A 23545-nucleotide genomic window follows, 5' to 3' on the forward strand; every position below is an offset into this window, starting at 1 on the left:
TTTGGAATCTATTGTAGAACAAAACATGAACAAGTGGACTGACAATGCGACGCGATCAGGCGAAGCAGACGATCGGGATATTACGTGACGCCGTCGCCGGAATTGATCGCCGGCATGCCGGCGTCGGCGGCGCGGCGTGGACGGATGGTTCTGCCGATGGCGGGGTGGGGTTCGGTTTCCCGCCCCTCGACGATGTCTTCGAAGGCGGCTTTCCCGCCCATGCCCTGCACGAGATTCGCTGCCCGCTGACCCGGGATATCAGCGCCGCTACAGGCTTTCTGGCGGCAGTGCTTGTCGCCTGTCTGAAGGACAGACAGGGCCCGGTCGTCTGGATCGCCGATCCGGCGGCGCGCCTGGAAAGCGGCGAGATCTTTCCGGCGGGACTTTCCATGTTCGGCGTCGATCCGTCGCGTTTGCTTGTCATCCATCCTGCGGAATTGAAGTCGGCGCTCTGGGCAAGCGACGAGGCCGCCGGATGCCATGATCTGGCGGCGGTGATCTTCCACCTGCGCGGCAATCCCGGCCTTTGCGACATGACGGCGACGCGTCGCCTGATGATGAAGGCGCGTGACAGCAGGGTCTTCGCCTGCATTCTCAGGCAGGCTGGGGAAGAAGAAGCGAGCGCGGTCGCCACGCGCTGGCGCGTGCAGGCGCGACCGTCGCTTGCCGACGCCATATTCGAAGGGGGCATCGGTCCATTGCGGCTGGACCTTGCCCTCGAACGCAACCGACATGGCCGGACGGGGCAATGGGCCATTGTATGGAATCACCGGAGTCGCCGCTTTGAACAGGTCCCAACGCATTTTGTCGATCGCCCTGCCCTGCCTTTCGATCGATCGCATGGCGCGCCGCAAAAGGGGCAGGTCGTGGCGCTTGACCGGGCGTCCTGACGTCCCGCCGCTCGCCGCCATTTCCAGGATCAGGAACGCCCAGCGCATCGTCGCCGTCGAGGAAGAGGGTGAGCGGGCGGGGCTGCGTGGCGGCCAGAGCCTGAGCGACGCCCGGGCGCTGGCGCCTGATCTCGACAGTTTCGACCATGATGCGGAGGCCGACATGGCCCTGCTCACATCGGTCGCCATATGGTGTGACCGCTACACGCCGCTGGTCGCGATCGATCAGCCGTCGGATGCGATTGCCGGCGGTTGCGGCGGCCTTTTCCTGGACATTTCCGGCTGCGTTCATCTCTTCGGCGGCGAGCAGGCCATGCTCGACGACGTGACCGCCCGTCTGCGTGGCGCAGGATTTGCCGCCCAGGCGGCGATCGCCGACACGGCCGGGGCGGCCTGGGCGGCCGCGCGCTATGGAGACAGGCGGATCGTAGAGCCGGGCGACCAGCTGACCGCCCTCGGCGGCCTGCCGCTCGCCGCGCTCCGGCTCGATCCCGACTGCATCGACATGCTGGGCAAGCTCGGCCTGCGCACGATCGGCTGTATCGCGGATTTGCCCCGGGCGCCGCTTGCCGCCCGCTTCGGCGCTCAGCTCTTGCGACGGCTCGACCAGGCGCTCGGCCGCGAGGAGGAGGTCATTCAGCCACGGCTGCCGACGGCGGAATTGTCGTCGGAGAAGATCTTCGCCGAGCCGATCGCCCTGCAGGAGGACATCGAACGGACGATCGGTCTGCTCGCCGCCAATTTGCAGCCTTTGATGGATGCGAGACAGGTCGGCGCCCGCCGGCTCGAATTGCGGCTCTTCCGGGTGGACGGCAAGGTCGCCGCGATCGAGGTCCGGTCCGCTGGCCCGGTTCGCACGCCCGATCGCATCCAGATGTTGTTTCGCGAGCGAATCGCCGGTTTCCACGAGGATCTCGACGCTGGGTTCGGCTTCGACCTGATCCGGCTGAATGTTCTGGAAAGCCAGGAACGGCTGGCTCGGCAGGACGATCTCGTCGCGGGCGGGGATGCGCATGAGGCCTTCGACAGCCTGGTCGACCGGCTGGGCGCCCGCCTCGGCGTCGATCGCGTGCTGCGCTTCGCCTCAGCCGACACGCATATTCCCGAACGCAGTTTCGGTCTTGTTTCGGCCGCAGGAGATCGTCCGGACAGCTCCGGTTTTGCGGTCGCCGCCGAGGCGCCCTGCGTTCTCACACGGCCGCTTCTGCTGTTCGATCGCCCGGAGCCTGTCGAGGCAATCGCCGAAGCTCCGGACGGACCGCCGGTCCGTTTCCGCTGGCGCAGGGCGGTCTACCGCATCGTGCGTTCGGAAGGGCCGGAACGGATTGGCGCGCAATGGTGGCTGGAAGGCCGCGGCGGCCGGAGCCGCGACTATTATCGCGTGGAGGATGACGAAGGCCATCGCTTCTGGATATTTCGGCACGGCCTTTTCGGGAGCGAGACCACCCATCCGAAATGGTACATGCATGGCTTGTTTGCATGACTGCTCCCCGATACGCCGAACTCGCCGTGACGACGAATTTCTCCTTCCTGCGCGGCGCCTCGCATCCGGAGGAGATGGTGGCCGAAGCCGCGAGACTTGGTCTTGCGGGGGTAAGCGTGACGGACCGCAATTCGCTGGCCGGCGTCGTGCGCGGTCACATGGCGGCGAAGGAGGCGGGCATTGCCTATGCGCCCGGTTGCAGGTTGGTGTTTTCCGACGGAACGCCGGATATCCTCGTCTGGCCTGAGGATCGATCGGCCCATGGCCGTTTGTGCGAACTTCTGACGGCCGGCAAGCGGCGCGCGCCGAAAGGCGAATGCCATCTCGGTCTTGATGATCTCGCCGCCCATGGAAAAGGCCTCGTCATGGCGGTTATGGCGCCGCAGACCCTGCCGCAGCGCGAGCCGGTGGCGCTCGAATATCTGAGAGACTGCTTCGGGGATTATGTTCATCTCGCGGCCTCGCGGCGTTTTGCGGAATACGACCAGCGTTGTCTTGCGGGGCTTGGCGCGATGGCGAAACGCACGGGCGCGCCGCTGCTCGCCATCGGGGATGTGCTCTATCACCGGCCCGAACGCCGCTTTCTGCAGGACGTGGTGAGCTGCATTCGCGAACATGTTTCGCTGCGTGAAGCCGGCCGGATGCTGGAGCCCAATGCCGAGCGGCATTTGCGCGACGCCGCGGAAATGACGCGTCTTTTCAAGGGGTACGAAGAAGCGGTCGCCCGCACGGTGGAAGTATTCAGCCGGCTATATTTCTCTGTGGATGATTTGAAATACCAGTATCCGGACGAACCGACCGGTAGCCCGTTGCCGCCGCAGAAGACGTTGGAAAAGCTCACGGCGGAAGGCCTCGCGCAGCGTTATCCGCACGGCGCGCCTCGGAAAGTTTTGAAGGCGATCGACCATGAGCTGGATCTGATAGGGCGGCTGGAATACGCCCCCTACTTTCTCACGGTCTACGACATCGTTCGCTTCGCCAGAAGTCAGAACATCCTGTGTCAAGGGCGTGGTTCGGCCGCCAATTCCGCCGTCTGCTATTGTCTCGGCATTACCGAGGTGGATCCGGAGAAGACGGATCTTCTGTTCGAGCGTTTCATTTCGGAAGAACGCAACGAGCCGCCGGATATCGACGTCGATTTCGAGCATGAACGGCGCGAGGAGGTAATCCAGTATATCTACGACAAATACGGACGGGAGCATGCGGGACTGGCCGCTACGGTTGTCAGCTATCGCGGGCGATCGGCGGTCCGCGAGGTCGGCAAGGTCTTTGGTCTGTCGGACGACACGATCACGGCGATCAGCGGCACCCGATGGGGCTCGTCATCCTCGAAGCTGGGCGAGGAGGACGCCCGCCGGGCCGGCCTTGATCCGGGCGACCGGCATCTCATGCAGGCGCTCGACCTCGCCTCCCAGCTCATTGGATTTCCGCGGCACCTGTCGCAGCATGTCGGCGGCTTCGTAATTACGCGCGACCGGTTGAGTTCGGTCATTCCCATCGAGAATGCCGCGATGGAGGGGCGCACTGTCGTCGAGTGGGACAAGGACGACCTGGAATGCGCCGGCATCCTCAAGATCGACGTGCTGGCGCTCGGTATGCTGAGCTGCGTGCGCAAGGCTTTCGAATTGCTCAGGGACCATTACGGGAGGCAAGAGACCCTGGCGTCGCTCCCGGATGGCGACAGGCGCGTCTACGACATGATCTGCGAGGCCGATACGGTGGGCGTTTTCCAGATCGAGAGCCGCGCCCAGATGTCGATGCTGCCGCGGCTGCGTCCGCGCTGCTATTATGACCTCGTCATCGAAGTGGCCATTGTCCGGCCGGGGCCGATCCAGGGCGATATGGTGCATCCTTATCTGCGCCGTCGCCAGGGCAAGGAAAAGGTCACCTATCCCAAGAAGGAGCTGGAAGGCGTTCTCGCCAAGACGCTGGGCGTACCGCTTTTTCAGGAGCAGGCCATGAACATCGCCATCGTGGCCGCCGGTTTCACGCCCGGCGAAGCCGACAAGCTCAGGCGCGCCATGGCGACCTTCCGGCGGGTGGGCACCATTCACTCCTTCCGCGCCAAGATGGTGGAGGGGATGGTCGCCAACGGCTACGAACAGGACTTCGCCGAGCATTGCTTCAGCCAGATCGAAGGCTTCGGTGAATACGGGTTTCCGGAAAGCCATGCGGCGAGCTTCGCCCTGCTCGTCTATGTCTCATGCTGGCTGAAATGCTATTATCCGGATGTCTTTTGCGCTGCGATCCTCAACGCCCAGCCGATGGGCTTCTACGCGCCGGCCCAGCTCATTCGCGACGCCCGCGAGCACGGGGTCGCAATGCGCGGCGTCGACGTCAATCATTCCGACTGGCTGTCGACGCTTGAAGCCTGTACGCCGGCGGAACTGGAAGCGGCGCCGGGCGCCGTGGCGCGCCGTTTCGCAGTAATGAAGGGGGTGATGAAACACACCCATGCGGTGCGCCTCGGACTTCACCAGATCAAGGGATTCGGCGAGGAAAACGCGACCATGCTAATCGATAACAGGGGCCGGGGCTATGACAGCGTGCGGGATTTGTGGATGCGTTCCGGCTTGCCCCGGCGCGCCATCCAGCTGCTTGCCGAAGCGGACGCCTTTTCTTCGCTCGGGCTCAGCCGTCGCGATGCGCTGTGGGCGGTGCGGGCGCTGGATCCGCTGGGCGCAGCCGAACGGTTGCCACTTTTTGCAATGAGCGGACAAAATAAATTGCAAAAAGAAAGTGAAATAATATTGCCGCCCATGCCGCTCGGTGAACAGGTTCTCAATGACTATCGCAGCCTTACCTATTCGCTGCGCGCCCATCCGGTTTCCTTCGTGCGCCCGGTTCTGGAGCGAAAGGGCTATCGCCGCAACGGGGATTTGCAGGACGTCGCCCCCGGGCGTTTCGTTACGGTCGCCGGGCTGGTGCTGGTGCGGCAGCGGCCCGGTTCGGCCAATGGCGTCGTCTTCGAGACCATCGAGGATGAAACCGGCGTCGCCAACGCCATCGTCTGGCCGAAAGTGTTCGAACGCTATCGCACGATCGTGCTCGGCAGCCGCTTCGTCGGCATTTGCGGGCCGTTGCAATCACAGGACGGGGTCATCCATGTCGTCGCCCGGCAGTTGCTGGATCTTACGCCGCTTCTCGCGCCGCTCGCTGATCTGAACCAGCCTGTCGACGGACTTGCCCGGGCTGACGAGGTTCGCAGGCAGCAACCGCCCCGCAAGACCCCGCGTGGTATAATGATACGGGAGCGCGTCGCCGGCGCAGGCTCATCGACAGACCTGCAACAGGCGCCAAATCGGTCGATCCTGCCGAAGGGGCGGAATTTTCACTGACCGCCGGCGTCGGGCGGCGGCGAGGGTCGCGTCAGGATGAAAAGACCCATCACAATCAGCACGCCGACCTGAATCGCGATGATCCAGCTTGTGACGCCGACGGCGAAGCTGATTGCCAGAACGGCGGCCATCGCGACGATGGACAGCCGCTTGCCGCGGAGAGAAATGGCGCGATGATCGCGCCAATCGCGGATCGGGGGTCCGAAGCGCGGATGGTTGACCAGCCAGTCATGTAGCCGGTCCGAACTGCGGGCAAAGCAGTACGCCGACAGGATCAGAAACGGCGTGGTCGGGACAAGCGGCAGCACGACGCCGGCTATGCCGGCGCCAAAACTCAGAAAGCCGGCCGCAAGCCAGAAATAACGCAGCACCGGGCCGGAAGCCGTCATCCCGTAAGAGACCGCGCGACTTCACATATGGAATTCAAGGCGATGTCGATGTCCTGCTCCTCCATTTCGAACTGGCCGGCGACGAAACGAATGGCCAGCTTTTCATCAAACATGGTCTGGGTGAGGTAGATGCGGCCGTCATCGTTGATGGCCTCGACAAGCTGTCGGTTCAGAGTGTTGAGATCGCCTTCATAGTCGGGCGGCGCATATCGGAACGAAAACAATGAAAGCATGGGTTCCGTCACAATCTCGAAATCCGGTTCGGCGGTGAGGCGCCCGGCCAGCCATTCGGACCAGCGCACATGATCACGGATACGCCGGCGCAGGCCTTCCAAACCGTAGGCGCGCAAGAGAAACCAGACCTTCAGGGCCCGGAACCGCCGGCCCAACGGCACCGACCATTCGCTGAAATTGACGAAGCCATCCTTGCCATAGGTCTTCAGAAATTCCGGATGGATCGCGAGGGTCTTCACCAGCATTTCCGGGTCGCGCAGGAAATGGGCGGAACATTCCATGGAGGCGCCAAGCCATTTGTGCGGATTGAAGACGATGCTGTCGGCGGCCTCGACGCCAGCCCAGTAATGACGAAATTCCGGGCAAATCATCGCCGATCCCGCCCAGGCGGCGTCGACATGGGTATAGAGGTCCTCCCTTTCTGCGATGGCGCAAAGCGCTCCAACGTCGTCGATCGCGCCGATCGACGTGCCGCCGACACATATCACTAGGCCGGCGGGAACGTATCCCGCCGCTCGATCCTCAGCGATCGCGCGTTCGAGAGCGGCGACATCCATGGACAGATCGTCCCGCAACGGAATATGCACGAGATTGTCTTGCCCCATGCCGGAGACCCACATGGCCTTATCGACCGATGTGTGCGTTCCCTCGGAAGCGTAGACGCGCAGCCGCTCACGACCAAATAGTCCCGTTTGGTTGCCGTTCCAGCCGAGCGCCCTTTCCCGCATGGTCAGAACGGCGCAGAGCGTCGCCGTAGAAGCCGTGTCCTGAAAAGTTCCCTGAAAGACCTCGGGCAGGCCTATGGCCTGGCGAAGCCAGTCGATCATCGCGATTTCAAGCTCCGTGGCTGCAGGCGATGTCTGCCAAAGCATGCATTGCGCAGCCATCGCGCCGGCCAGCTGTTCTGCGATGATGGCTGCAGGCGCGGCGTTGCTCTGAAAATAGGCGAAAAAACGCGGATGCTGCCAGTGCGTCATCCCGTCCGGAATGATGCGCTCGAAATCGGCGAAGATATCCTCCATGGCGTGCGCCTCCTCCGGAGGACCGGCTTCGATCAGCTTGCCGATTGCGCCCGGCTGAAGGCGTGGGCGCACGGGCCGCTTGTCGATCCCGTCATGATAATCGGCGGACCAGTCGCTTGCCCGGTGCGACCATTTTCGAAACTCGCTCTTGTCCATCTCATCGTTTCCTCTTTGTCGCGGACGTTAGTCAGTGTCGTCGGGAATTGAAACCGAAGAAATCGCCGCGCCTGAAAGCGGACCATCGAACGGGCTGTTTTACCAACAGGATGCAAAGAGTTTTGCGGCAGCGCACAAAGGGTGCTACCAATAGAAAATCAGCAAGTTGGAAGGTCTGGAATTCGTTGACGGTCGCAGCAGGCAAGGAAGGGCGGGCGAACCCAAAAATCGAAGGGAACGGCAGCGGCAGCGTTTCGGCCCGTCTCAACGAAAGCCTGCGCCAGATGCTGAGCTCTATCTATCCGGATTATGATGTTGGAGAACTGACGAACGCGGTCATTTCAGCCTATTGGAGCGGTGAATCGCGTCCAAGACGGCGCGGTCGAGTGGCCGGCAACACAATCTGGAGCGAGAAGGACACGTACGTCATCACCTATGGCAACAGCCTTGTCGATGGCGAACACAAGCCTCTGGATCTGCTCTACGATTTTTTGAATCGCTATCTGAAGGGAACGATCAAGGGCGTACATATCCTTCCCTATTTTCCCTTCACCTCCGATGACGGTTTTGCGGTTACCGACTACTACACGGTCAACAGCGCTCTCGGCGCCTGGGAGGATATCCAGCGCATTGCCGGCAAATTTCGACTGATGTCGGACCTCGTCCTCAATCACTGTTCCAGCCAAAGCGTCTGGTTCAGCGAATATCTACAGGCTCACGAGCCATACGACCGCTATTTCTTCGAGGCAGATCCAACGGATGACCTCGCCAACGTTGTGCGCCCGCGTGCCCATCCGCTGCTTCGCGAAGTCGAAACCGCGAATGGTTCGAAGCATGTGTGGTGCACTTTCAGCCACGACCAGATCGATTTCGACTTCTCGAATCCGGAAGTTCTTCTCGAGTTCCTGCGTATCATGCGTTTTCACGTCGACAGGGGCGTGCGCACGATTCGGCTCGACGCCGTCGCTTTCATCTGGAAGGAAATCGGCACGTCTTGCATTCACCTGCGCCAGACGCATGAAATCGTCCGGTTGATGCGCTTGCTTGCCGATTACAGCGATGAAGCGGTGGTGCTGATCACCGAGACGAACGTGCCGAATATCGAGAATCTCAGCTATTTCGGCAATCGCAACGAAGCCCACGCGATTTACAATTTTTCGCTGCCGCCCCTGATCCTGCAAGCGCTTCTGACCGGCAAATCATCGCATCTCAATGCATGGCAGATGGCGATGCCGCCGGCGCAACGCGGCTGTTGCTATTTCAACTTCACAGCCTCACATGACGGAATCGGATTACGGCCGGCCGAAGGCCTCCTGAGCGATGAAGAAATCGCGGAAATGATCGATGCGGTGACGGGCTTCGGAGGCAAGGTCAGCATGCGGCGAATGCCGAACGGAAAAGACCGGCCCTACGAGATGAATGTCTCGCTCTATGACGCCATGAAGGGAACCTGCGAGGGCGAGGACGACTACAATCTGGAGCGCTTCCTGTGCAGCCAGGCGATTGCAATGGCTCTGGAAGGCATTCCCGCGTTCTACATCCATTCTCTTCTCGCCACGCCGAATGATATTTCAGGCGTCGAAAAAACGGGAATCAATCGCGCCATCAACCGACATCGCTGGAACTATCCGGAATTGCAGCAGAAACTCGCTGACGGAACCTCCCGTCAGGCAATCGCCTTCAACCATATCAAACGCATGATTGGCATCCGGATCCGCCAGCCGGCGTTTCATCCAAACGCCACACAGTTCACTCTACAGCTGGGCGAGCAACTTTTTGGCTTTTGGCGTCAAAGCACGGACCGGGAGCAGAGCATTTTTGCAATTCATAATGTTTCCGACAAGACCGTAACTATTCCCTCCATGTCGCTGAACCTGATTGGCGGAGCCGACTGGAATGACCTGCTTTCGGGTGAGCCGGTGCGCGCTTTCACCGGTGAAATCGAGTTCGCGCCTTATCAATGCCGCTGGATCACGAACGGTTCCGCCTGATGCGTCCAGTCATTGTTTTCAGTGATCTGGACGGCACGTTGCTGGATCATGAAACATACAGTTTTGAAGCCGCACTGCCGGCCCTGTCGCGGTTGAAAAATCTATATATTCCGCTCGTTCTTGCCTCCAGCAAGACAGCTGCGGAGATTGCACCGCTGCGGGCTGCAATGGGTTTTGCGCATTGTCCAGCCATTGTGGAAAACGGCGCGGGCGTGCTGCCGCCGGATTGCGGGGCGGATGACGCCGGGACAACCCATGAAAGGCTTGTCGCTGCGCTCGACGCCTTGCCCGCAGAGCTTCGATCCTGCTTCACGGGGTTTTCTGACTGGGACGTCTCCGAGATTGCCGCCACAACCGGCCTCGACCGGAGTTCGGCAGAACGCGCGCGCAAGCGATCCTTCTCCGAGCCGGGACTATGGACTGGAACCGAAGCGCAATTGGAGGCGTTTCGGAGCAGGCTTTTGCAATCGGGAATCATCATTCAGAAAGGTGGCCGTTTCCATACGCTTTCCTTTGGCGGTAACAAGGCGGATCGGCTTGGCGAAATAAGCTTGCAATTTGAAAGTGAGAAAGGATCCCGTCCGTTCTGTTTGGCTCTGGGCGATGCGCCAAATGACATTGCGATGTTGGAGACGGCGGATTGCGGCGTCATAATTCCTAATCCGGGGCACAGCGGAATCCCTGAATTAGCCGGCGAAATGAATGGTCGGGTCAAACGCGCCAGATTTCCGGGACCGAAAGGCTGGAACGACAGTGTTCTGTCGTGTATCGATGAAATTGAGAAGAACGGGACGTGAAGCATGGGTGACTTCCACCAGAACGGAAGCGTGGCGACGCTGCATAATCTTACGCGGACGCCAGTCGAGGAACTGGAGCGACAACTCAAGCTCTTTACGGGAACACGCAAGATAACGCTTATCCTGCCTTCGCTGTTTTCTGAACTCGAAGGCCCTGCGCTGTCCAACATTGTCGATGAGTTGTCGGGCGCGCAATATATCAACCACGTCGTCATCGGACTGGACCGGGCCGACAAGGACCAGTTCGCCTACGCCCGGGAGTACTTTTCCCGGCTACCCCAGCGCCACGATATCCTGTGGCATGACGGGCCGCGTTTGCAGGCGATCGACAAGGAACTTTCGGACGCCGATCTGGCGCCGCTTGAACCTGGCAAGGGCCGCAATGTCTGGTATTGCATCGGCTATACGCTCGCCAGCCGCAACTCGGACGTCGTTGCGCTGCACGACTGTGATATCGTCACCTACAGCCGCGAGATGCTGGCGCGACTTGTTTATCCGGTCGCCAATCCCGCCTTTCCCTATCAATTCTGCAAGGGTTTTTACCCGCGCATAGCTGACGGCAAGCTGAACGGGCGCGTATCCCGCCTGCTTGTCACGCCGCTTCTGTTGGCGCTGCAGCGGGTAAGCGGGCATCACGAATATGTCGATTACCTTCAGGGTTTTCGCTATCCGCTCGCAGGGGAGTTCGCCATGCGCACGGCGATCCTGCCGGATATCCGGATCCCCTCAGACTGGGGGCTGGAAATCGGCGTTCTGTCGGAGGTCTGGCGCAATCTGAGCAAGCGACTCGTGTGCCAGGTCGATATTTCCGACGCCTATGATCACAAGCATCAGCCGCTATCGCAGGATGATCCGCATCGCGGGTTGTCGCGCATGTCGACCGATATCTGCAAGGCGCTGTTTCGCAAGCTGGCGACCGACGGTATGATCTTCAGCCAGGAGACGTTCCGCACCCTCAAGGCGACCTATTACCGAACCGCGCTCGACCTGATCGAGATGTATTACAACGATGCGGTGATCAATGGACTTTATGTCGACCGGCATATCGAGGAGGCAGCCGTGGAACTGTTCGCGGGCAACATTGTCGAGGCCGGCCACACATTCCTTGAAAACCCGATGGAAACTCCTTTCATTCCAAACTGGAGCCGCGTCCAGGCGGCCAACCCGGATCTTGTGCGCAAGCTCGAAGAAGCGGTCAGGGCGGACAACAGTTAAGCCGCCTGTCATCCCGGGTGGCAAGCCAATACCTGGCGTCGGGCTCTCGTGCTTGGGGGCGCCAGCTTGTCGTAACGGAGGCGTAACGATGTGCGAGATCCTTGTTCTGACCGAACGGGAACTGAAAAAGTGCATGGTTCTGGACCGCGATGCGAGTGATATCGTCGAGCACGCATTTGCGAAGCTGGCCTCCGGGACTGTCGTCATGCCGCCGGTCCTGTCGATGGACCTTCCCCAGGCGCACGGCGAGGTGGATATAAAGACAGCTTATATTCCGGGCTTAGAGGATTTCGCCGTCAAGATAAGTCCCGGATTCTTCGACAATCCGTCGCTCGGATTGCCGAGCCTCAACGGCATGATGGTGCTGCTCAACGCCAAGACCGGTCTCGTCGACGCGGTGCTTCTCGACAATGGTTATCTGACCGATCTCCGCACGGCTGCGGCTGGCGCCGTGGCGTCGCGTCATCTCGCTCCGGAAACCGTCACGACAGCCGCGGTCTTCGGCACAGGAGTCCAGGCCCGTTTGCAAATCGAGGCGGCTCATCTGGAGCGCGCCTTTGAACGCGTGCTTGTCTGGGGGCGTGACCGGGAAAAGGCGGAACGTTGCGCCGAAGATATCCGGAAAGCGCTTGGAATTGAGGCGATCGCGGAGGACAATCCGGCGGAAGCCGTCGCCGAAAGCCAGCTGGTCATCACGACAACTCCGGCGCGCGAGCCGATTCTTGCCGCGGAATGGCTGCACCCCGGCCTGCATGTCACCGCTATGGGATCCGATCAGGCCGGCAAGAACGAAGTTCAGCCGGAAGCGCTGGCCGCAGCCGACCTTTATGTCTGCGACAGGCTCAGCCAATGCGCAAAGCTCGGCGAATTGCGCGCCGCTCGCGCCGCCGGCCTGATGATGGATGTTACGCCGCCGGAACTCGGGCAGATCATAGATGGTTCGCGGCCGGGCCGGGTTTCGGCCGACGCCATCACCATTTGCGATCTTACCGGCACGGGCGCTCAGGATACGGCGATTGCGACGATCGCGCTAGCACGCGCGCGCGCCACCGATCTCGGCTCCGTGATCAGGCAGGACCAGACGCGATGCTGAGACTCGATTCCATAGACCTCAAAATACTCGCCGTGTTGCAAAAGGAAGGTCGAATCACCAAGGCCGCGCTCGCTGATCGGGTCAATCTCACTACCACGCCGTGCTGGGAACGTCTCAAGCGTCTTGAGAAAGCCGGCGTGATTTCGGGATACGGCGCGCGGCTGTCATTGAAGGCGCTTGGTCCGGCATCGGTCATTTTCATGGCGGCTGAGATAGAGAACCACCGCAGCGAGGATTTCCGGCGCTTCGAGCAGGCGATTCTCGACAATGATTTCGTGACCGGTTGTTGGGCTGTCGGCGGCGGCATCGACTATCTTCTCAGAATCGTCGCCAAGGATGTCGAAGCCTACCAGCGGATGGTCGATGAGATGCTGTCTTCGGACATCGGCCTCAAGCGCTACTACAGCTACATCATGACGAAGGCGATCAAGGAGGGACCGGACTTTCCGCTCTCCCTGATCGCTGATCCCCGTTAGCGCTCAGAGCCCTGCAGCGACCGTTTGAACCGCGTCGCGCGTGGCTTCCACGATGGCGTCGGCTTCTTGTGTTGTCAGGCACATTGGTGGCGCAAAACCGAGTATATCTCCCTGAGGCATCGCGCGGCCGATAACCTTCGACCGGTCCAACAGGGCGGTTGCGATCGCAGGACCGACCTTGCGAGACGCCTCGAAACGGGCGCCGGTTTCACGATCCTGCACGAATTCCACGGCGGCCATCAACCCTTCGCCCCGAATGTCGCCAACGATCTCGATATCGTCGAGCGCGTCCTTCAGCGCCTGTTTGAAATAGGCGCCCGTGTCACGAGCGTTCGTCACCAGGTCCAGGTCGTCTATCAGTTTCAGGTTGGCGACGCCCGCCGCCGCGCCGATCGGATGGGCCGAATAGGTCCAGCCATGGCCGATGGGCCCAAGCTTGTCGGTCCCGTCCTCGAGAACCTTCCAGACCTTTTCCGAGACGATACTGCCCGAAAGCGGCGCATAGGCGGAGGTCAGGCCCTTGGCGATGGTTATGATGTCCGGGCGTATGCCGTAATGGTCCGATCCAAACATGCTGCCAAGCCGCCCGAAGCCGGTTACAACCTCGTCTGCGATCAGGAGAATGTCATGTTTGCGCAACACCGCCTGGATCGCGTCCCAGTAGCCCGCTGGCGGCGGCACGATTCCGCCGGTCCCGAGAACGGGTTCGCCGATAAACGCGGCGATGGTGTCAGCGCCTTCCTTTTCGATCAGCGCTTCGAGGCTTGCGGCGCATTGCGCGACGAAGTCCGCCTCCGACTGGCTGCGATCATTGCGGTGAAAGTAGTAAGGCGCATCGGTGTGGATGACCTGTGACAAAGGCAGGTCGAACTGGTTGTGGAAGAGTTCGAGGCCGGTCAGCGAACCGGTCATCAGGCCCGAGCCATGGTAACCCCGCCAGCGCGAAATGATTTTCTTTTTCTCCGAACGGCCGAGCACGTTGTTGTAATACCAGACAAGCTTGACATTGGTTTCGTTGGCGTCCGAACCGGAAAGGCCGAAATAGACTTTCGACATTCCTTCCGGCGCGCGATCGATAACCATCTTCGCCAGGGTGATCGAGGCTTCCGTCCCGTGGCCCACATAGGCGTGATAATAGGCAAGCTCTCTCGCCTGTTCCGCAATTGCGTCAGCGATTTCCGATCGACCATAGCCGACATTCACGCAATAGAGCCCGGCGAATGCATCCAGCAGCCGGTTGCCTTCACGGTCGGTGATGTAGACGCCGTCGCCGGTTTTGACGATACGGTCGGGCAGTTCGCCGCGGGCGAATTGCGCCAGATGCGTGGAGGGATGAAAAAAGGTTTCGCGGTCCCATTCGGCGAGCTGGTCGTTTCGCAACATGTGTCAGTCCTGTCTTTCCGGATTCCATTTTGCGCCGATTGTGCATTGAATCCATCCGGCGATGTCGCCAAATCTTCCTGCTTTTTCAGAATTTCCTTCTGGCAGCGACAGTTTCGCTGTTCTTACGGTTCCGTCGGTGGGCGCCCGATTTGCGGAGCGGTTTGGCCGAATGAATGACCGGTTCGGATTCCGCAGCAAGGTTTCGGGCCTTTATCCTCCGGGCGTAGAGCCGGCCGAGCGGCGCCGCCGTCAAACCGTGCAGAAGCGCGCTGATCCACACGGCGTTGATTGCGATGTAGAGAACAGGTTCGGCGTATCCAGCGTCGATTTGCGGCACCACGAGCAGCGCAAACAGCGCTGTAGCGAGGCCGCGCGGACCAAACCAGCCGAAAAACAGGCGTGTTTCGGGAGACGCATCTGTTCCAATCAGCGATATCCATATCGAAACCGGCCGCACGACGAACAAACTGACCAGCACAATCGCTACCGTCGCGAGGTCAAGATGGGCAAGCGCGGCTGGCAAGAGCGCGAGTCCGAGGAGGAAAAACGCCGCCCAGCTCAGCAATTGACCCTCGCTTTCGGTGAATTCGTAGATGAAGGCGCTTGCGCTCTTGACTATATTGCCAAAGCAGAGGCCGGCGATAAACGCAGCGATGAAACCATTTCCACCAATGAGTGATGCGGCGAAATAGGATGTCATGGCCAGTGACAGCGTGCCAATGCCTTCATAGGGATCGGTGGCGAGACGCTGTCTTTTCGCCCACAGGAGGAGGAAACCGCCGGCGCAACCTATGACAATGCCGGTGAGTGGTCCGAGCGTCAGCTGACGTGTTATGAAGGCGATCCAGTTGACGTCGGCGCGTTCGGTCGCTTCCGCGGCGAGGCTAGCGAAAAGCAGCACTGCGGGCAGGGCTATGCCGTCATTCAGACCGCTTTCGACTGTCAGGGCCCTTCGGGGGCGCTCCGGAATGTCCGGATTGGTCACGACGGATAGTCCCAGGGCGGCGTCCGTCGGGGTGAGGATCGCGGCGACCAGCGCCACGGCGAATACCGGCCAACCGGGGAGGAACAGCAGGGCCGCCAGTGCGCCGAAAAGAATGCAAAGCGGAAGCCCGACGACCAGCATTCGGACCGGCCAGACATGTCGCTGGCGCAAAGCGGACAGGTTGGTCTGAGCCGCGTCCAGGAAAAGCAGCACGATCAGGGCGATTTCGGCCACCAGATGCAGAGCTTCGCGCGCGCCTTCTCCCGACATGACGCCGGTCGAAGCCATGGCCAGGCCGAAGCCGATACACAACATCGGCGCCGTTAAAACGGTCTTCGTCAACCCGTTGGCAACGACCGAAAGCCCGAGAGCGAACAGGCTGACAATTAAAAATCCGACGATCTCGCTTTCAGGCATGGCGCAACGGAACCCGGCTTATCAAGGGCCTGCATACGATATCTTCAAGCGTCGGCAAATCAATAGGCCTCCTTTTGGTGACAGCATGGTTCTCGGATGATCTTATCCGTCTGGACGCCATTTGTCGGGCTGAGGCACGAACGGTATCGAAAATTTTGCCGCTGGCTCATACGAACGGAAACAGTCCTTGGAACTCGAGGAATTGCGCAAACGAACCGTCGTCGCTCTTATCCGCTACGGCGTTCCAGCCAGGCATCGAGTTTCTCCGCCGTGTTCTCGCTGCGGGCAAGCACTGCGAACTGGTCCATCTCTATCGCAAGCCCATCGGCGGTTGTTGTTTCCAGGCCGCCCGACACTGCTCTCAGGATCGATGAGATGGTCAGCGGCTCATGTGCGACAATCGCAAAAGCCAGTTCCATGGCAGCGTCGATCAGGTTGTGGTCGGGAACGATCCGGTTGATCAAGCCGATCATGAGTGCCTGCTCCGGGGAGAATGGCTCTCCCGTCAACAGCAATTCCAGCGCTTGCTTGCGTCCGGCGAGGCGCGGCAGACGCTGCGTTCCGCCGAATGTCGGCGCAATTCCGATCCTGACTTCCGGCTTGGCGAACAGCGCGTTTTCGGCCGCGATCGCCAGATGCGCTGCTTCGGTTATCTCGCAGCCGCCGCCAAAGGCGATGCCGTTGACGGCAGCAATCACCGGCTTCGAAAATCCCTCGATTCGCGCCGTCATGGCCTGTCCGCGCCGGACGAAGTCCCGGGTGGCGATTTCGGCGCCTTGGCGGAGGCTTTCGCGGAACTCCGCGATGTCCGCCCAGCCGAAAAGGCCCGATCGCCGGCGCCAGTTAAAATCACCGCGCGCAAGTCGCTGGCGCCTTCGATATCATCGAGCCGACTGCACAGGCAGTCGTTGAGCGTATAGCTCAGGGCATTCAGTTTCTCAGGCCTGTTTAACCGCAAAAGGGCGATTGGCCCGATTCGCTCCATCGTTACAGGGTGTTCCATGGTCGGTGTCCGATCCTCTCAATTTCCCGAGAGGCTACGGGCGCGACGCTTGTAAGTAAACTCACTGGTGAGTATACAAACATGATGCCGAGAGACAGCGCGAGAACCCGGGAAACGATTGTGAAGGCGGCCAGCGCGCTCTTCTATACGCATGGCGTTCGAGCCAGCAATCTCGACAGGATCGCCGAGAAGGCAGGTGTGACCAAGCGTACCGTGTATTATCACTTCTCCAGCAAGGACGAGCTGATCGAGGCCTATCTGACGGCGCGCGACGGACCGAATCTGGCTGCCATGAGGAGTTGGTTCCAAAAGAGGGACACCGATCTTGCAAGCGGCGTAAGAGCTGTTTTCTCAGGCATGAAGGACGCCTCGCAACACCGAAAATGGCGCGGCTGCGGCTATCTGCGGACGGCCGGGGAATTCGCGAACACGCCGGGTCTCCGGCGGTCAAGGCTGCGGCGCTTCACAAAAAAACGTCGAAGCATGGCTGGCGGAGGAGTTTCGCGCGGCCGGAATCGACAACGCCGAATCCCTTGCGCGGCAGGTGACGCTACTCATGGACGGGGCCTTTTCCGTCATGCTTATTCATCATGATCCCGACTACATCGAACAGGCGGGAGAGGCGGCTGCGGCGCTGATCGAAAAATCCATGCACGCGGTTCCGGCCGGTGGGTGATAGCCGGCAAAAGAGACCTTGAAGGCGTGAAATGTTTCGCCGATCGCCATCAAGATTGCCGTTGGCGCGCTTGCGACGCCCATCGATCCGGTGGTCGCCGGGAAGCGCGTGGTCGGTCAGACCGGTTCGCCGGTGAACATCGCGACCAGTTTTTTCTTCTCGACCTTGCCGTTGTTGTTGCGCGGCAGTTCGTCGATCAGCCTGAATTCCCGCGGGCACTTGTCGGCGCTGATATTTGCGCGCGCAAATACGCCGAGTTTTTCCACCGTCAGCACGTCGTTTGAGGCCACTACAAAGGCGGCGACCTCTTCGCCAGAGGCTTCGGAGGGATAGCCGATGACGGCGGCTTCCTTCACCTCCGGATGCCGAAGTAGCGTGTGTTCGATCTCGCGCGGGAAAACATTGACGCCGTTGCGGATAATCAAATCCGACGCGCGTCCCGTCAGAACCAGGAAACCGTCCTCATCTATGTAGCCGAGATCACCGGGTATGGCCCATCCGTCAGCGATGCGGTCGGAGTTTTCGCGCTCCTCTCCGATGATCTCGTCGGCGATGCAGGGGGAGCGGATCATGATCAACCCGTTTTCGCCCGCCGGCAGGGATTCGCCATCAGCGCCGGCGATCCGGATATGCGTCAGCACATGCGGCTTGCCGACGGAGTTCGGATTCTTCAACACGTCCTCTCCGGACAGTTCCGAAATCATGGGGCAGCAGATGCTCGAACCATAATCGACGCGGTAGCCCGGCGTCAGTTCCTTGTGGGCGCGAACACTGTGTTCCGGCGGCACGGCTGCGCCCGCAACCGTCAAAGCTCGCAAGTCCGGGAACATGGGAGTGTCCCTGCCGGCCGATATTTCAAGCATGCCCGCTAGCTGCGGCGGCACGATGAACGCGGCGCGCGCCTTCAGTTCGACAAAGGCTTCCGCGACTTCTCCAGCGGAAGACAGGATCGGCAGGAAATGCACGGTTCCGCCGTCCATCAGATGAAAGAGCGTATGGATCTGCGGAGCAGTGTAGCCAAGCGGCAGGGAGCAAACGAAAACGCCGCCGCTGTAGCCAAGCGAACTCGTGCGGTGCGCAAGGTACCGGTTCAGAAACGTGTTGTGGCCAACGGCGATTCCCTGCGGTGAACCGGTCGTGCCCGAAGTCAGCGCAATGATCGCCGGATGATGAGCGGTCACCGCCTCGTACTCGGCGCTGTCCATGGCGGCGATCTCGTTGCGCCAGCCCTGTTTTGCCAACACGGACTCATATTCTGGTTCGGCGGGCGTTCCACGCAATTCGATTATGGCGCGGATATTGAAGTTTTTCGCGCTCGAATTCTTCTCTCCAGGCTTGGCGCGGAAGTCGAGCAGCATGGCGGAAGCGCCGATCATCCAGAGCGCGAGAGCGGCGGCAACCGTTTCTTCCGGTCTCTGAAGCGCGACGCCAACCCGGTCGCCGGCGCCTATTCCGCGGTCCTTCAGGTAACGCGCGCCTTGGGACGCAAGAGCGACCAGGTCGCTGAACGACAGCACAACCTCGTCGGATACGATTGCTTTGCGGTCCGGAAAACGCTTGGCCACGCCGGTAAATACGTCGGCCAGATTCATTGCTGTAGTCATTCTGCTGCTCCAGATTCCTTCGGCCCGGGCGCGCCGGATTGCCGGTATACGGGTTTGTTCCTTCGATGGAGAAGAAATGTCAACGTATAACTCGCATTCGCATTTCCAATGAAAAGGTCATCGCGGAAGGTGTCGGAGGAAGTTCTGGATCAATTGTCAAGACTGAAGACACGGCGAATTGCCTCTCAATATGCGCGAACGCAGCTCCATTTCGCCAATGTTCTCGAGAAAAACCAATACAGGTACAGCTGATGCAGCACATTTCGGAACCGGGCAAGAATATCGCTTCTAAGCATGAAATCGCCTTAAATATCTCTGGCGAGGTTTTACAAGAAATCCACAAGTCCAATTTCGAAGACTGCGTACAAATCTTCGAGAAACTTGCATTCAAACGTATTGTCGGTAACAACGCTGTGAACCCTAACGCGAAGACAGGACGAGTGCCCAGGAGACAGGTGCAAGGTGAAGAACTCGGATTACAATAATTCTCATTTCGATGTTGTTGTTTGCGGAGCGGGATTGGCCGGATTGGCTTTTGCCCGTCAGCTCAGGCTGGAACAACCCGAACGCTCGATCGCTCTTCTCGATCCGCTGACGCCGCCGATTCCCGACGCGATCTGGAAAGTAGGAGAATCGACGGTTGAATTCGGGTCGCACTATCTGGCCGGATTTCTGCAGCTTCAGGACTATCTGGACAAGACTCAGTTGAAGAAGCTCGGACTTCGTTTCTTCTATCCGAACAATGGATCCCCGAACAATAGATCGATGGCGTCGCGTCCGGAGTTCGGGCTTTCGAATTTTGCCGAGTTTCCGACCTATCAGATTGATCGAGGCATTCTCGAGCGCGACATGCGGGATATGGCCCGCGCTGACGGCACGGTCTTTCTGGAAGGCTGTCAGGTGCGTAAAGTCGAACTTTCCGACGATGGCGGCGTGCACAGAATCACCTTTACAGACACTACTGAAGGGGCTGGCGCGGACGGCGCTCTGACCGCCCGCTGGGTCGTGGACGCGACCGGACGCCGGCAGTTGCTTCAACGCCAGCTCAAACTGAAACTACCTCATGAGGGCAAGGCGTGCTCCAGCGCCTGGTTCCGGGTTCCGGGCCGTGTGCATGTTGATGACCTGGTCCCGCAGAATAATAGCGAATGGCACGACCGGGTGCCGGAAGCCAGACGGTACTTTTCAACCAATCATCTTTGCGGCGCCGGATATTGGGTCTGGATCATTCCGCTCAGCAGTGATGTGACGAGCATCGGAATCGTGGCGCGCGATGACATTCACCCCTTCGACACATACAACACGCGGGAAAGAGCGATTGAATGGCTGAAAGGCTTCGAACCGGAGTTTGGCGCCTATCTTGACGGGCAGGAGATGCTCGATTTCAAGTTCATGAAGGAATACAGCTATTCCAGCAGCAAGGTCTTTTCCGAAGACCGTTGGGCTTGCGTCGGAGAGGCGGCGGTATTCGCCGATCCGTTCTATTCTCCAGGCACGGATCTGATCGCGATCGCGAACTCGATGACCGTGGACATGGTCCGACGGGACTTCGAGGGCAAGCACGATGCGGATCGAATTCAGTACTACAGCGACTATCTGATCGAGCTGAATGATGAACTGACTCGCTCCATCCAGCACGGCTACAAATATCTGGGTGACGAAACCGTCTCCTTCGCGCGTGGCTTGTGGGACTACTCCGCGGCTTGGGGACATCTGTGTCCCCTGCTTTTCAATCGCGCATTCACCGATGAGGAAAAGCAGCAGGCGATGCAGCCGCGCGGCATCCTTCCATTGTTTGTCATCGCCGTTTTCATGCGCCGTCTCCTTGATGAATGGCTGCAGCATCGGCAGACAAATGGCGGCCGCCTGACCTTTGATTTTGTCGATTATCTAAACATTGAATGGCTGGCCGAACATCGAAGGTCCAACCTGAAGGAACAGGAAAACCTCGAAGCGCTGGGCACCCTCTACCGTTCGAACATGGAACTGCAAGAAGAACTGATTCAGGCCCTGTTCCTGATTGCTGTCGAGGATGTGCATCCTGAACACCTCGATCGCCTGAAGGACGTCGAATGGATGAACGTTCAGAAACTGACGCTCGATCCTTCGAAGTGGGAAAGTTCGGGCATGTTCAAGCCGCGAACCAAGCCCCGGCCCTTCCGGCATCTGTATACGGAACTCCGCAGCTGGCTCAAGCCGCGGGAAATCGAACTGCAGACGGAACGCGAGGCGCTTGCTGTGTGAGGCGGACGGCGGCGGATCGCTTTGTCTGGCTAAAATGAATGCGTTCGTTGTGCTCAGCCGGATAGCGCTATGACGAAAGCGTAAATAGATTTTATACCGGCTTCCGTGATAAAAGGCGCCTGAAGGACATCAGGGCCGCTTTTCCGGTTCAGGTGTCGAGCAAGGACTGGGCTGCGCATAACATTGGCGCGCCCATAGCCCTCTTTTATCGGGAGACACCTGTGAATCGATTCATTGTTCTTGGATTTATGGCGGCGATTCTCGCCGCAGCGCCATTGCCGGCTTGGTCGCAGACAATCGAAACCATCATTGAGGAAGACGATGTCTCGGCGATGGAGCCCAATGTGGAAGGCGGCGATCTCTCTTCTTGGTATTACGCCATGCAGAGCCGCCTCAACAATTCGGAAAACCGCCTTGCTTCCGACGAGAAACGTTCATCCCGGCTGGCGTTGTGGTACGAGCAACGCGACTACGCGCCGCTCTGGCTGGCTGACGGTCAGCCCACCAAGGAGGCCCGCGAAGTCGTTTTCGCTCTTCTCACAGCCTACGAGGACGGGCTCAATCCCGCCGAATACGGCGCGGACACGATGCTGACGAAACTCAACAGCGGAGACGAAGAGAGCCTGGCCGATTTCGAGGTATCGCTGTCCTATGCGGTGGCTCTCTATGGTCAGCATCTGCATAGCGGACGCGTCGAGCCCAATCAGGTCAATCGCGAACTCGTGCTGTTTCCCGAGGAAATTTCTGCGGACAAGATTCTTGAACGTCTCGCGCAGTCCGATGACGTGCTTGCTGAACTGCGCGACTTTTCACCCAATACAGCCCGTTACGACAGGCTGCGGAAACATCTGCAGTCGCTGATCGTGACGAAGGCCAAGGGCGGATGGGTGCAGGTTCCGGACGGTGAGACCCTGAAGCCGCAGATGAGCGATCCGCGCGTAGCGGTCCTGCGGGAGCGGATGATCCAGGAGGGCGAGCTCGAGGAAGGCGTCCATTCCGGCGACACATATGACGGAGCGCTTGTCGATGCGGTCATGGAATTCCAGCGTCGCATGGGCCTGGAACAGGACGGCGCGATCGGGCCGAACACATTGACGGAACTCAACACTACGGTTGAGGAACGCATCCGGTTGGTCGAACTCAATCTGGAGCGCCGACGCTGGATGCAGGCAAATTTCGGCAATCCCTATGTCTTCGTCAACCTGGCGGATCAGACTGTGAAGTTCGTCAAGGATGAGAAGACCATACATGCGGCATTGACGCAGGTGGGCGCCTCCTACCACAGGACGCCGGTATTCAGCGACCAGATGGAATATCTGGAGTTCAATCCCTACTGGAACGTGCCCTATTCCATCGCCACGAAAGAATATCTGCCAAAATTGAAGTCCAACCCCTACGCGCTCAGGGCGCAGAACATCAATGTCCTGCGCAACGAAACGGTGGTGGATCCGGGCGGCGTGCCCTGGAACTCCTATTCCCGGGCGAAATTTCCGGTCAAGCTCCGTCAGGAACCGGGCGCAGGCAATGCGCTTGGGCGGGTCAAATTCATGTTCCCCAACCAGTTCAATATCTATCTGCACGACACGCCGTCGAAATCCAAGTTTGACAAGGCTCAGCGGTATTTCAGCCATGGCTGCATCCGGGTGCAGGATCCTTTCGATCTGGCGGAGGTGATTTTGCAGGATCAGGGTATGACGCGCGCCGAGATTGATCAGATCGTCAGTTCCGGCAAGCGGACTGTCGTTCGACTGCAGGAGCGGATCCCGGTTCATGTCGCCTATCTGACCGCCTGGGTCAACAAGGATGGTTCTGTGTATTATCGCCGTGACGTCTATGGTCGCGACGAGATCCTCGACGAGGCGCTGACGGCTGCAACCAATTAGAGCCAGGCTTGTTCCGATAAACTTTGTAAGGTGTGGACGCGTTATGGCGTCCACGTCTTTTCCCTTTCGATTTCGGATCGACCCGGATCGTAAACGACCGTCAGCCATTGTTGGCCTTTGTCCTCAGAGGGGATGTCTGATCAGGGCGCGGCTTCAGCGCTCCTTGCCAAGATCAATCGCCGGCGCGTATAATCCCATCGCCCTAGTGAACTTGAGTAAGACGGGGTGTTGCAACCGCACGTGAAAACGCGGCGCGGTCGGGACTG

16 protein-coding genes and 2 pseudogenes are annotated in these 23545 nt (G+C 59.7%); 12 read left to right on the top strand and 6 right to left on the bottom strand.

The annotated features are described in order from the left end of the window. Window positions 1-44 precede the first annotated feature (44 nt). The 3 genes from AAFN47_RS20030 to AAFN47_RS20040 are packed head-to-tail and all read left to right on the top strand — an operon-like array spanning window position 45 to window position 5711. Window positions 45-890 carry an ImuA family protein gene (locus AAFN47_RS20030; RefSeq protein WP_499811027.1) on the top strand — a complete coding sequence of 282 codons (846 nt, stop codon included), beginning with the start codon at window positions 45-47 and terminating at the stop codon, window positions 888-890. Beyond that, on the top strand, window positions 784-2373 hold the full coding sequence (locus AAFN47_RS20035) for a Y-family DNA polymerase (protein ID WP_499811028.1): 1590 nt from the start codon (window positions 784-786) through the stop codon (window positions 2371-2373). Before AAFN47_RS20030 ends, AAFN47_RS20035 begins: the two co-directional genes overlap by 107 nt. Then, window positions 2370-5711 (top strand): error-prone DNA polymerase, encoded by a 3342-nt coding sequence (locus AAFN47_RS20040; protein ID WP_499811029.1) that lies wholly within the window; start codon window positions 2370-2372, stop codon window positions 5709-5711. The genes AAFN47_RS20035 and AAFN47_RS20040 overlap by 4 nt, the downstream gene beginning before the upstream one ends. Here the strand turns inward: AAFN47_RS20040 and AAFN47_RS20045 are convergent. Continuing rightward, window positions 5705-6100 (bottom strand): YbaN family protein, encoded by a 396-nt coding sequence (locus tag AAFN47_RS20045; RefSeq protein ID WP_499811030.1) that lies wholly within the window; start codon window positions 6098-6100, stop codon window positions 5705-5707. The two genes, AAFN47_RS20040 and AAFN47_RS20045, sit on opposite strands and share 7 nt — an antisense overlap. Further along, window positions 6097-7512, bottom strand: coding sequence for a pyridoxal phosphate-dependent decarboxylase family protein (locus AAFN47_RS20050; protein WP_499811031.1), 1416 nt, complete (start codon window positions 7510-7512; stop codon window positions 6097-6099). Before AAFN47_RS20050 ends, AAFN47_RS20045 begins: the two co-directional genes overlap by 4 nt. Before the next feature lie 185 nt (window positions 7513-7697). Between AAFN47_RS20050 and AAFN47_RS20055 the strand changes: the two genes are divergently transcribed. From AAFN47_RS20055 to AAFN47_RS20075, 5 genes are all read left to right on the top strand, one after another. Further along, window positions 7698-9503: a sugar phosphorylase gene (locus AAFN47_RS20055; protein WP_499811032.1), complete on the top strand. Its 1806-nt coding sequence runs from the start codon at window positions 7698-7700 to the stop codon at window positions 9501-9503. After that, on the top strand, window positions 9503-10300 hold the full coding sequence (locus AAFN47_RS20060) for an HAD-IIB family hydrolase (protein ID WP_499811033.1): 798 nt from the start codon (window positions 9503-9505) through the stop codon (window positions 10298-10300). The genes AAFN47_RS20055 and AAFN47_RS20060 overlap by 1 nt, the downstream gene beginning before the upstream one ends. 3 nt (window positions 10301-10303) lie before the next feature. Further along, window positions 10304-11515 (top strand): glycosyltransferase family protein, encoded by a 1212-nt coding sequence (locus AAFN47_RS20065; RefSeq protein ID WP_499811034.1) that lies wholly within the window; start codon window positions 10304-10306, stop codon window positions 11513-11515. A gap of 88 nt (window positions 11516-11603) precedes the next feature. Continuing rightward, the gene (locus AAFN47_RS20070) at window positions 11604-12608 is read left to right on the top strand and encodes a cyclodeaminase (protein WP_499811035.1); all 1005 of its coding nucleotides are present in this window, start codon (window positions 11604-11606) and stop codon (window positions 12606-12608) included. Then, complete coding sequence (locus AAFN47_RS20075) at window positions 12602-13084, top strand: Lrp/AsnC family transcriptional regulator (protein ID WP_499811036.1); 483 nt, start codon at window positions 12602-12604, stop codon at window positions 13082-13084. Before AAFN47_RS20070 ends, AAFN47_RS20075 begins: the two co-directional genes overlap by 7 nt. A gap of 3 nt (window positions 13085-13087) precedes the next feature. Here the strand turns inward: AAFN47_RS20075 and AAFN47_RS20080 are convergent, their stop codons facing one another. From AAFN47_RS20080 to AAFN47_RS20090, 3 genes and pseudogenes are all read right to left on the bottom strand, one after another. After that, a complete protein-coding gene (locus AAFN47_RS20080) occupies window positions 13088-14467 on the bottom strand; it encodes an aspartate aminotransferase family protein (protein ID WP_499811037.1) in 1380 nt (459 codons plus the stop codon). Window positions 14468-14552: 85 nt separating this feature from the next. Continuing rightward, window positions 14553-15869 carry a cation:proton antiporter gene (locus AAFN47_RS20085; RefSeq protein ID WP_499811038.1) on the bottom strand — a complete coding sequence of 439 codons (1317 nt, stop codon included), beginning with the start codon at window positions 15867-15869 and terminating at the stop codon, window positions 14553-14555. Window positions 15870-16096: 227 nt separating this feature from the next. Further along, a pseudogene (locus AAFN47_RS20090) lies at window positions 16097-16776 on the bottom strand (enoyl-CoA hydratase-related protein); the annotation flags it as partial. Window positions 16777-16956: 180 nt separating this feature from the next. On the opposite strand from AAFN47_RS20090, the pseudogene AAFN47_RS20095 reads away from it, so the two are divergent. Continuing rightward, window positions 16957-17548: pseudogene (locus AAFN47_RS20095) on the top strand (TetR/AcrR family transcriptional regulator). 116 nt (window positions 17549-17664) lie between these two features. Here the strand turns inward: AAFN47_RS20095 and AAFN47_RS20100 are convergent. After that, window positions 17665-19152, bottom strand: coding sequence for a class I adenylate-forming enzyme family protein (locus AAFN47_RS20100; RefSeq protein ID WP_499811039.1), 1488 nt, complete (start codon window positions 19150-19152; stop codon window positions 17665-17667). Between the two features lie 251 nt (window positions 19153-19403). On the opposite strand from AAFN47_RS20100, the gene AAFN47_RS20105 reads away from it, so the two are divergent. The 3 genes from AAFN47_RS20105 (at window position 19404) to AAFN47_RS20115 (ending at window position 23279) form a co-directional block, all read left to right on the top strand. Then, window positions 19404-19637, top strand: coding sequence for a hypothetical protein (locus tag AAFN47_RS20105; protein ID WP_499811040.1), 234 nt, complete (start codon window positions 19404-19406; stop codon window positions 19635-19637). Window positions 19638-19680: 43 nt separating this feature from the next. Further along, window positions 19681-21396 (top strand): NAD(P)/FAD-dependent oxidoreductase, encoded by a 1716-nt coding sequence (locus AAFN47_RS20110; protein WP_499811041.1) that lies wholly within the window; start codon window positions 19681-19683, stop codon window positions 21394-21396. Between the two features lie 221 nt (window positions 21397-21617). After that, the gene (locus tag AAFN47_RS20115) at window positions 21618-23279 is read left to right on the top strand and encodes a L,D-transpeptidase family protein (RefSeq protein ID WP_499811042.1); all 1662 of its coding nucleotides are present in this window, start codon (window positions 21618-21620) and stop codon (window positions 23277-23279) included. The last annotated feature ends 266 nt before the right edge of the window (window positions 23280-23545 follow it).

The sequence above is a fragment of the Hoeflea sp. CAU 1731 genome (genome assembly GCF_039888615.1).
In the GTDB taxonomy this organism is placed as follows: domain Bacteria; phylum Pseudomonadota; class Alphaproteobacteria; order Rhizobiales; family Rhizobiaceae; genus Flavimaribacter.

Bases quoted from the DNA above. Each gene is read 5' to 3' on its own strand.
- AAFN47_RS20030 (WP_499811027.1), top strand. From the start codon at position 45: ATGCGACGCGATCAGGCGAAGCAGACGATCGGGATATTACGTGACGCC.
- AAFN47_RS20040 (WP_499811029.1), top strand. From the start codon at position 2,370: ATGACTGCTCCCCGATACGCCGAACTCGCCGTGACGACGAATTTCTCC.
- AAFN47_RS20045 (WP_499811030.1), bottom strand. From the start codon at position 6,100: ATGACGGCTTCCGGCCCGGTGCTGCGTTATTTCTGGCTTGCGGCCGGC.
- AAFN47_RS20050 (WP_499811031.1), bottom strand. From the start codon at position 7,512: ATGGACAAGAGCGAGTTTCGAAAATGGTCGCACCGGGCAAGCGACTGG.
- AAFN47_RS20060 (WP_499811033.1), top strand. From the start codon at position 9,503: ATGCGTCCAGTCATTGTTTTCAGTGATCTGGACGGCACGTTGCTGGAT.
- AAFN47_RS20065 (WP_499811034.1), top strand. From the start codon at position 10,304: ATGGGTGACTTCCACCAGAACGGAAGCGTGGCGACGCTGCATAATCTT.
- AAFN47_RS20070 (WP_499811035.1), top strand. From the start codon at position 11,604: ATGTGCGAGATCCTTGTTCTGACCGAACGGGAACTGAAAAAGTGCATG.
- AAFN47_RS20075 (WP_499811036.1), top strand. From the start codon at position 12,602: ATGCTGAGACTCGATTCCATAGACCTCAAAATACTCGCCGTGTTGCAA.
- AAFN47_RS20080 (WP_499811037.1), bottom strand. From the start codon at position 14,467: ATGTTGCGAAACGACCAGCTCGCCGAATGGGACCGCGAAACCTTTTTT.
- AAFN47_RS20085 (WP_499811038.1), bottom strand. From the start codon at position 15,869: ATGCCTGAAAGCGAGATCGTCGGATTTTTAATTGTCAGCCTGTTCGCT.
- AAFN47_RS20100 (WP_499811039.1), bottom strand. From the start codon at position 19,152: ATGACTACAGCAATGAATCTGGCCGACGTATTTACCGGCGTGGCCAAG.
- AAFN47_RS20105 (WP_499811040.1), top strand. From the start codon at position 19,404: ATGCAGCACATTTCGGAACCGGGCAAGAATATCGCTTCTAAGCATGAA.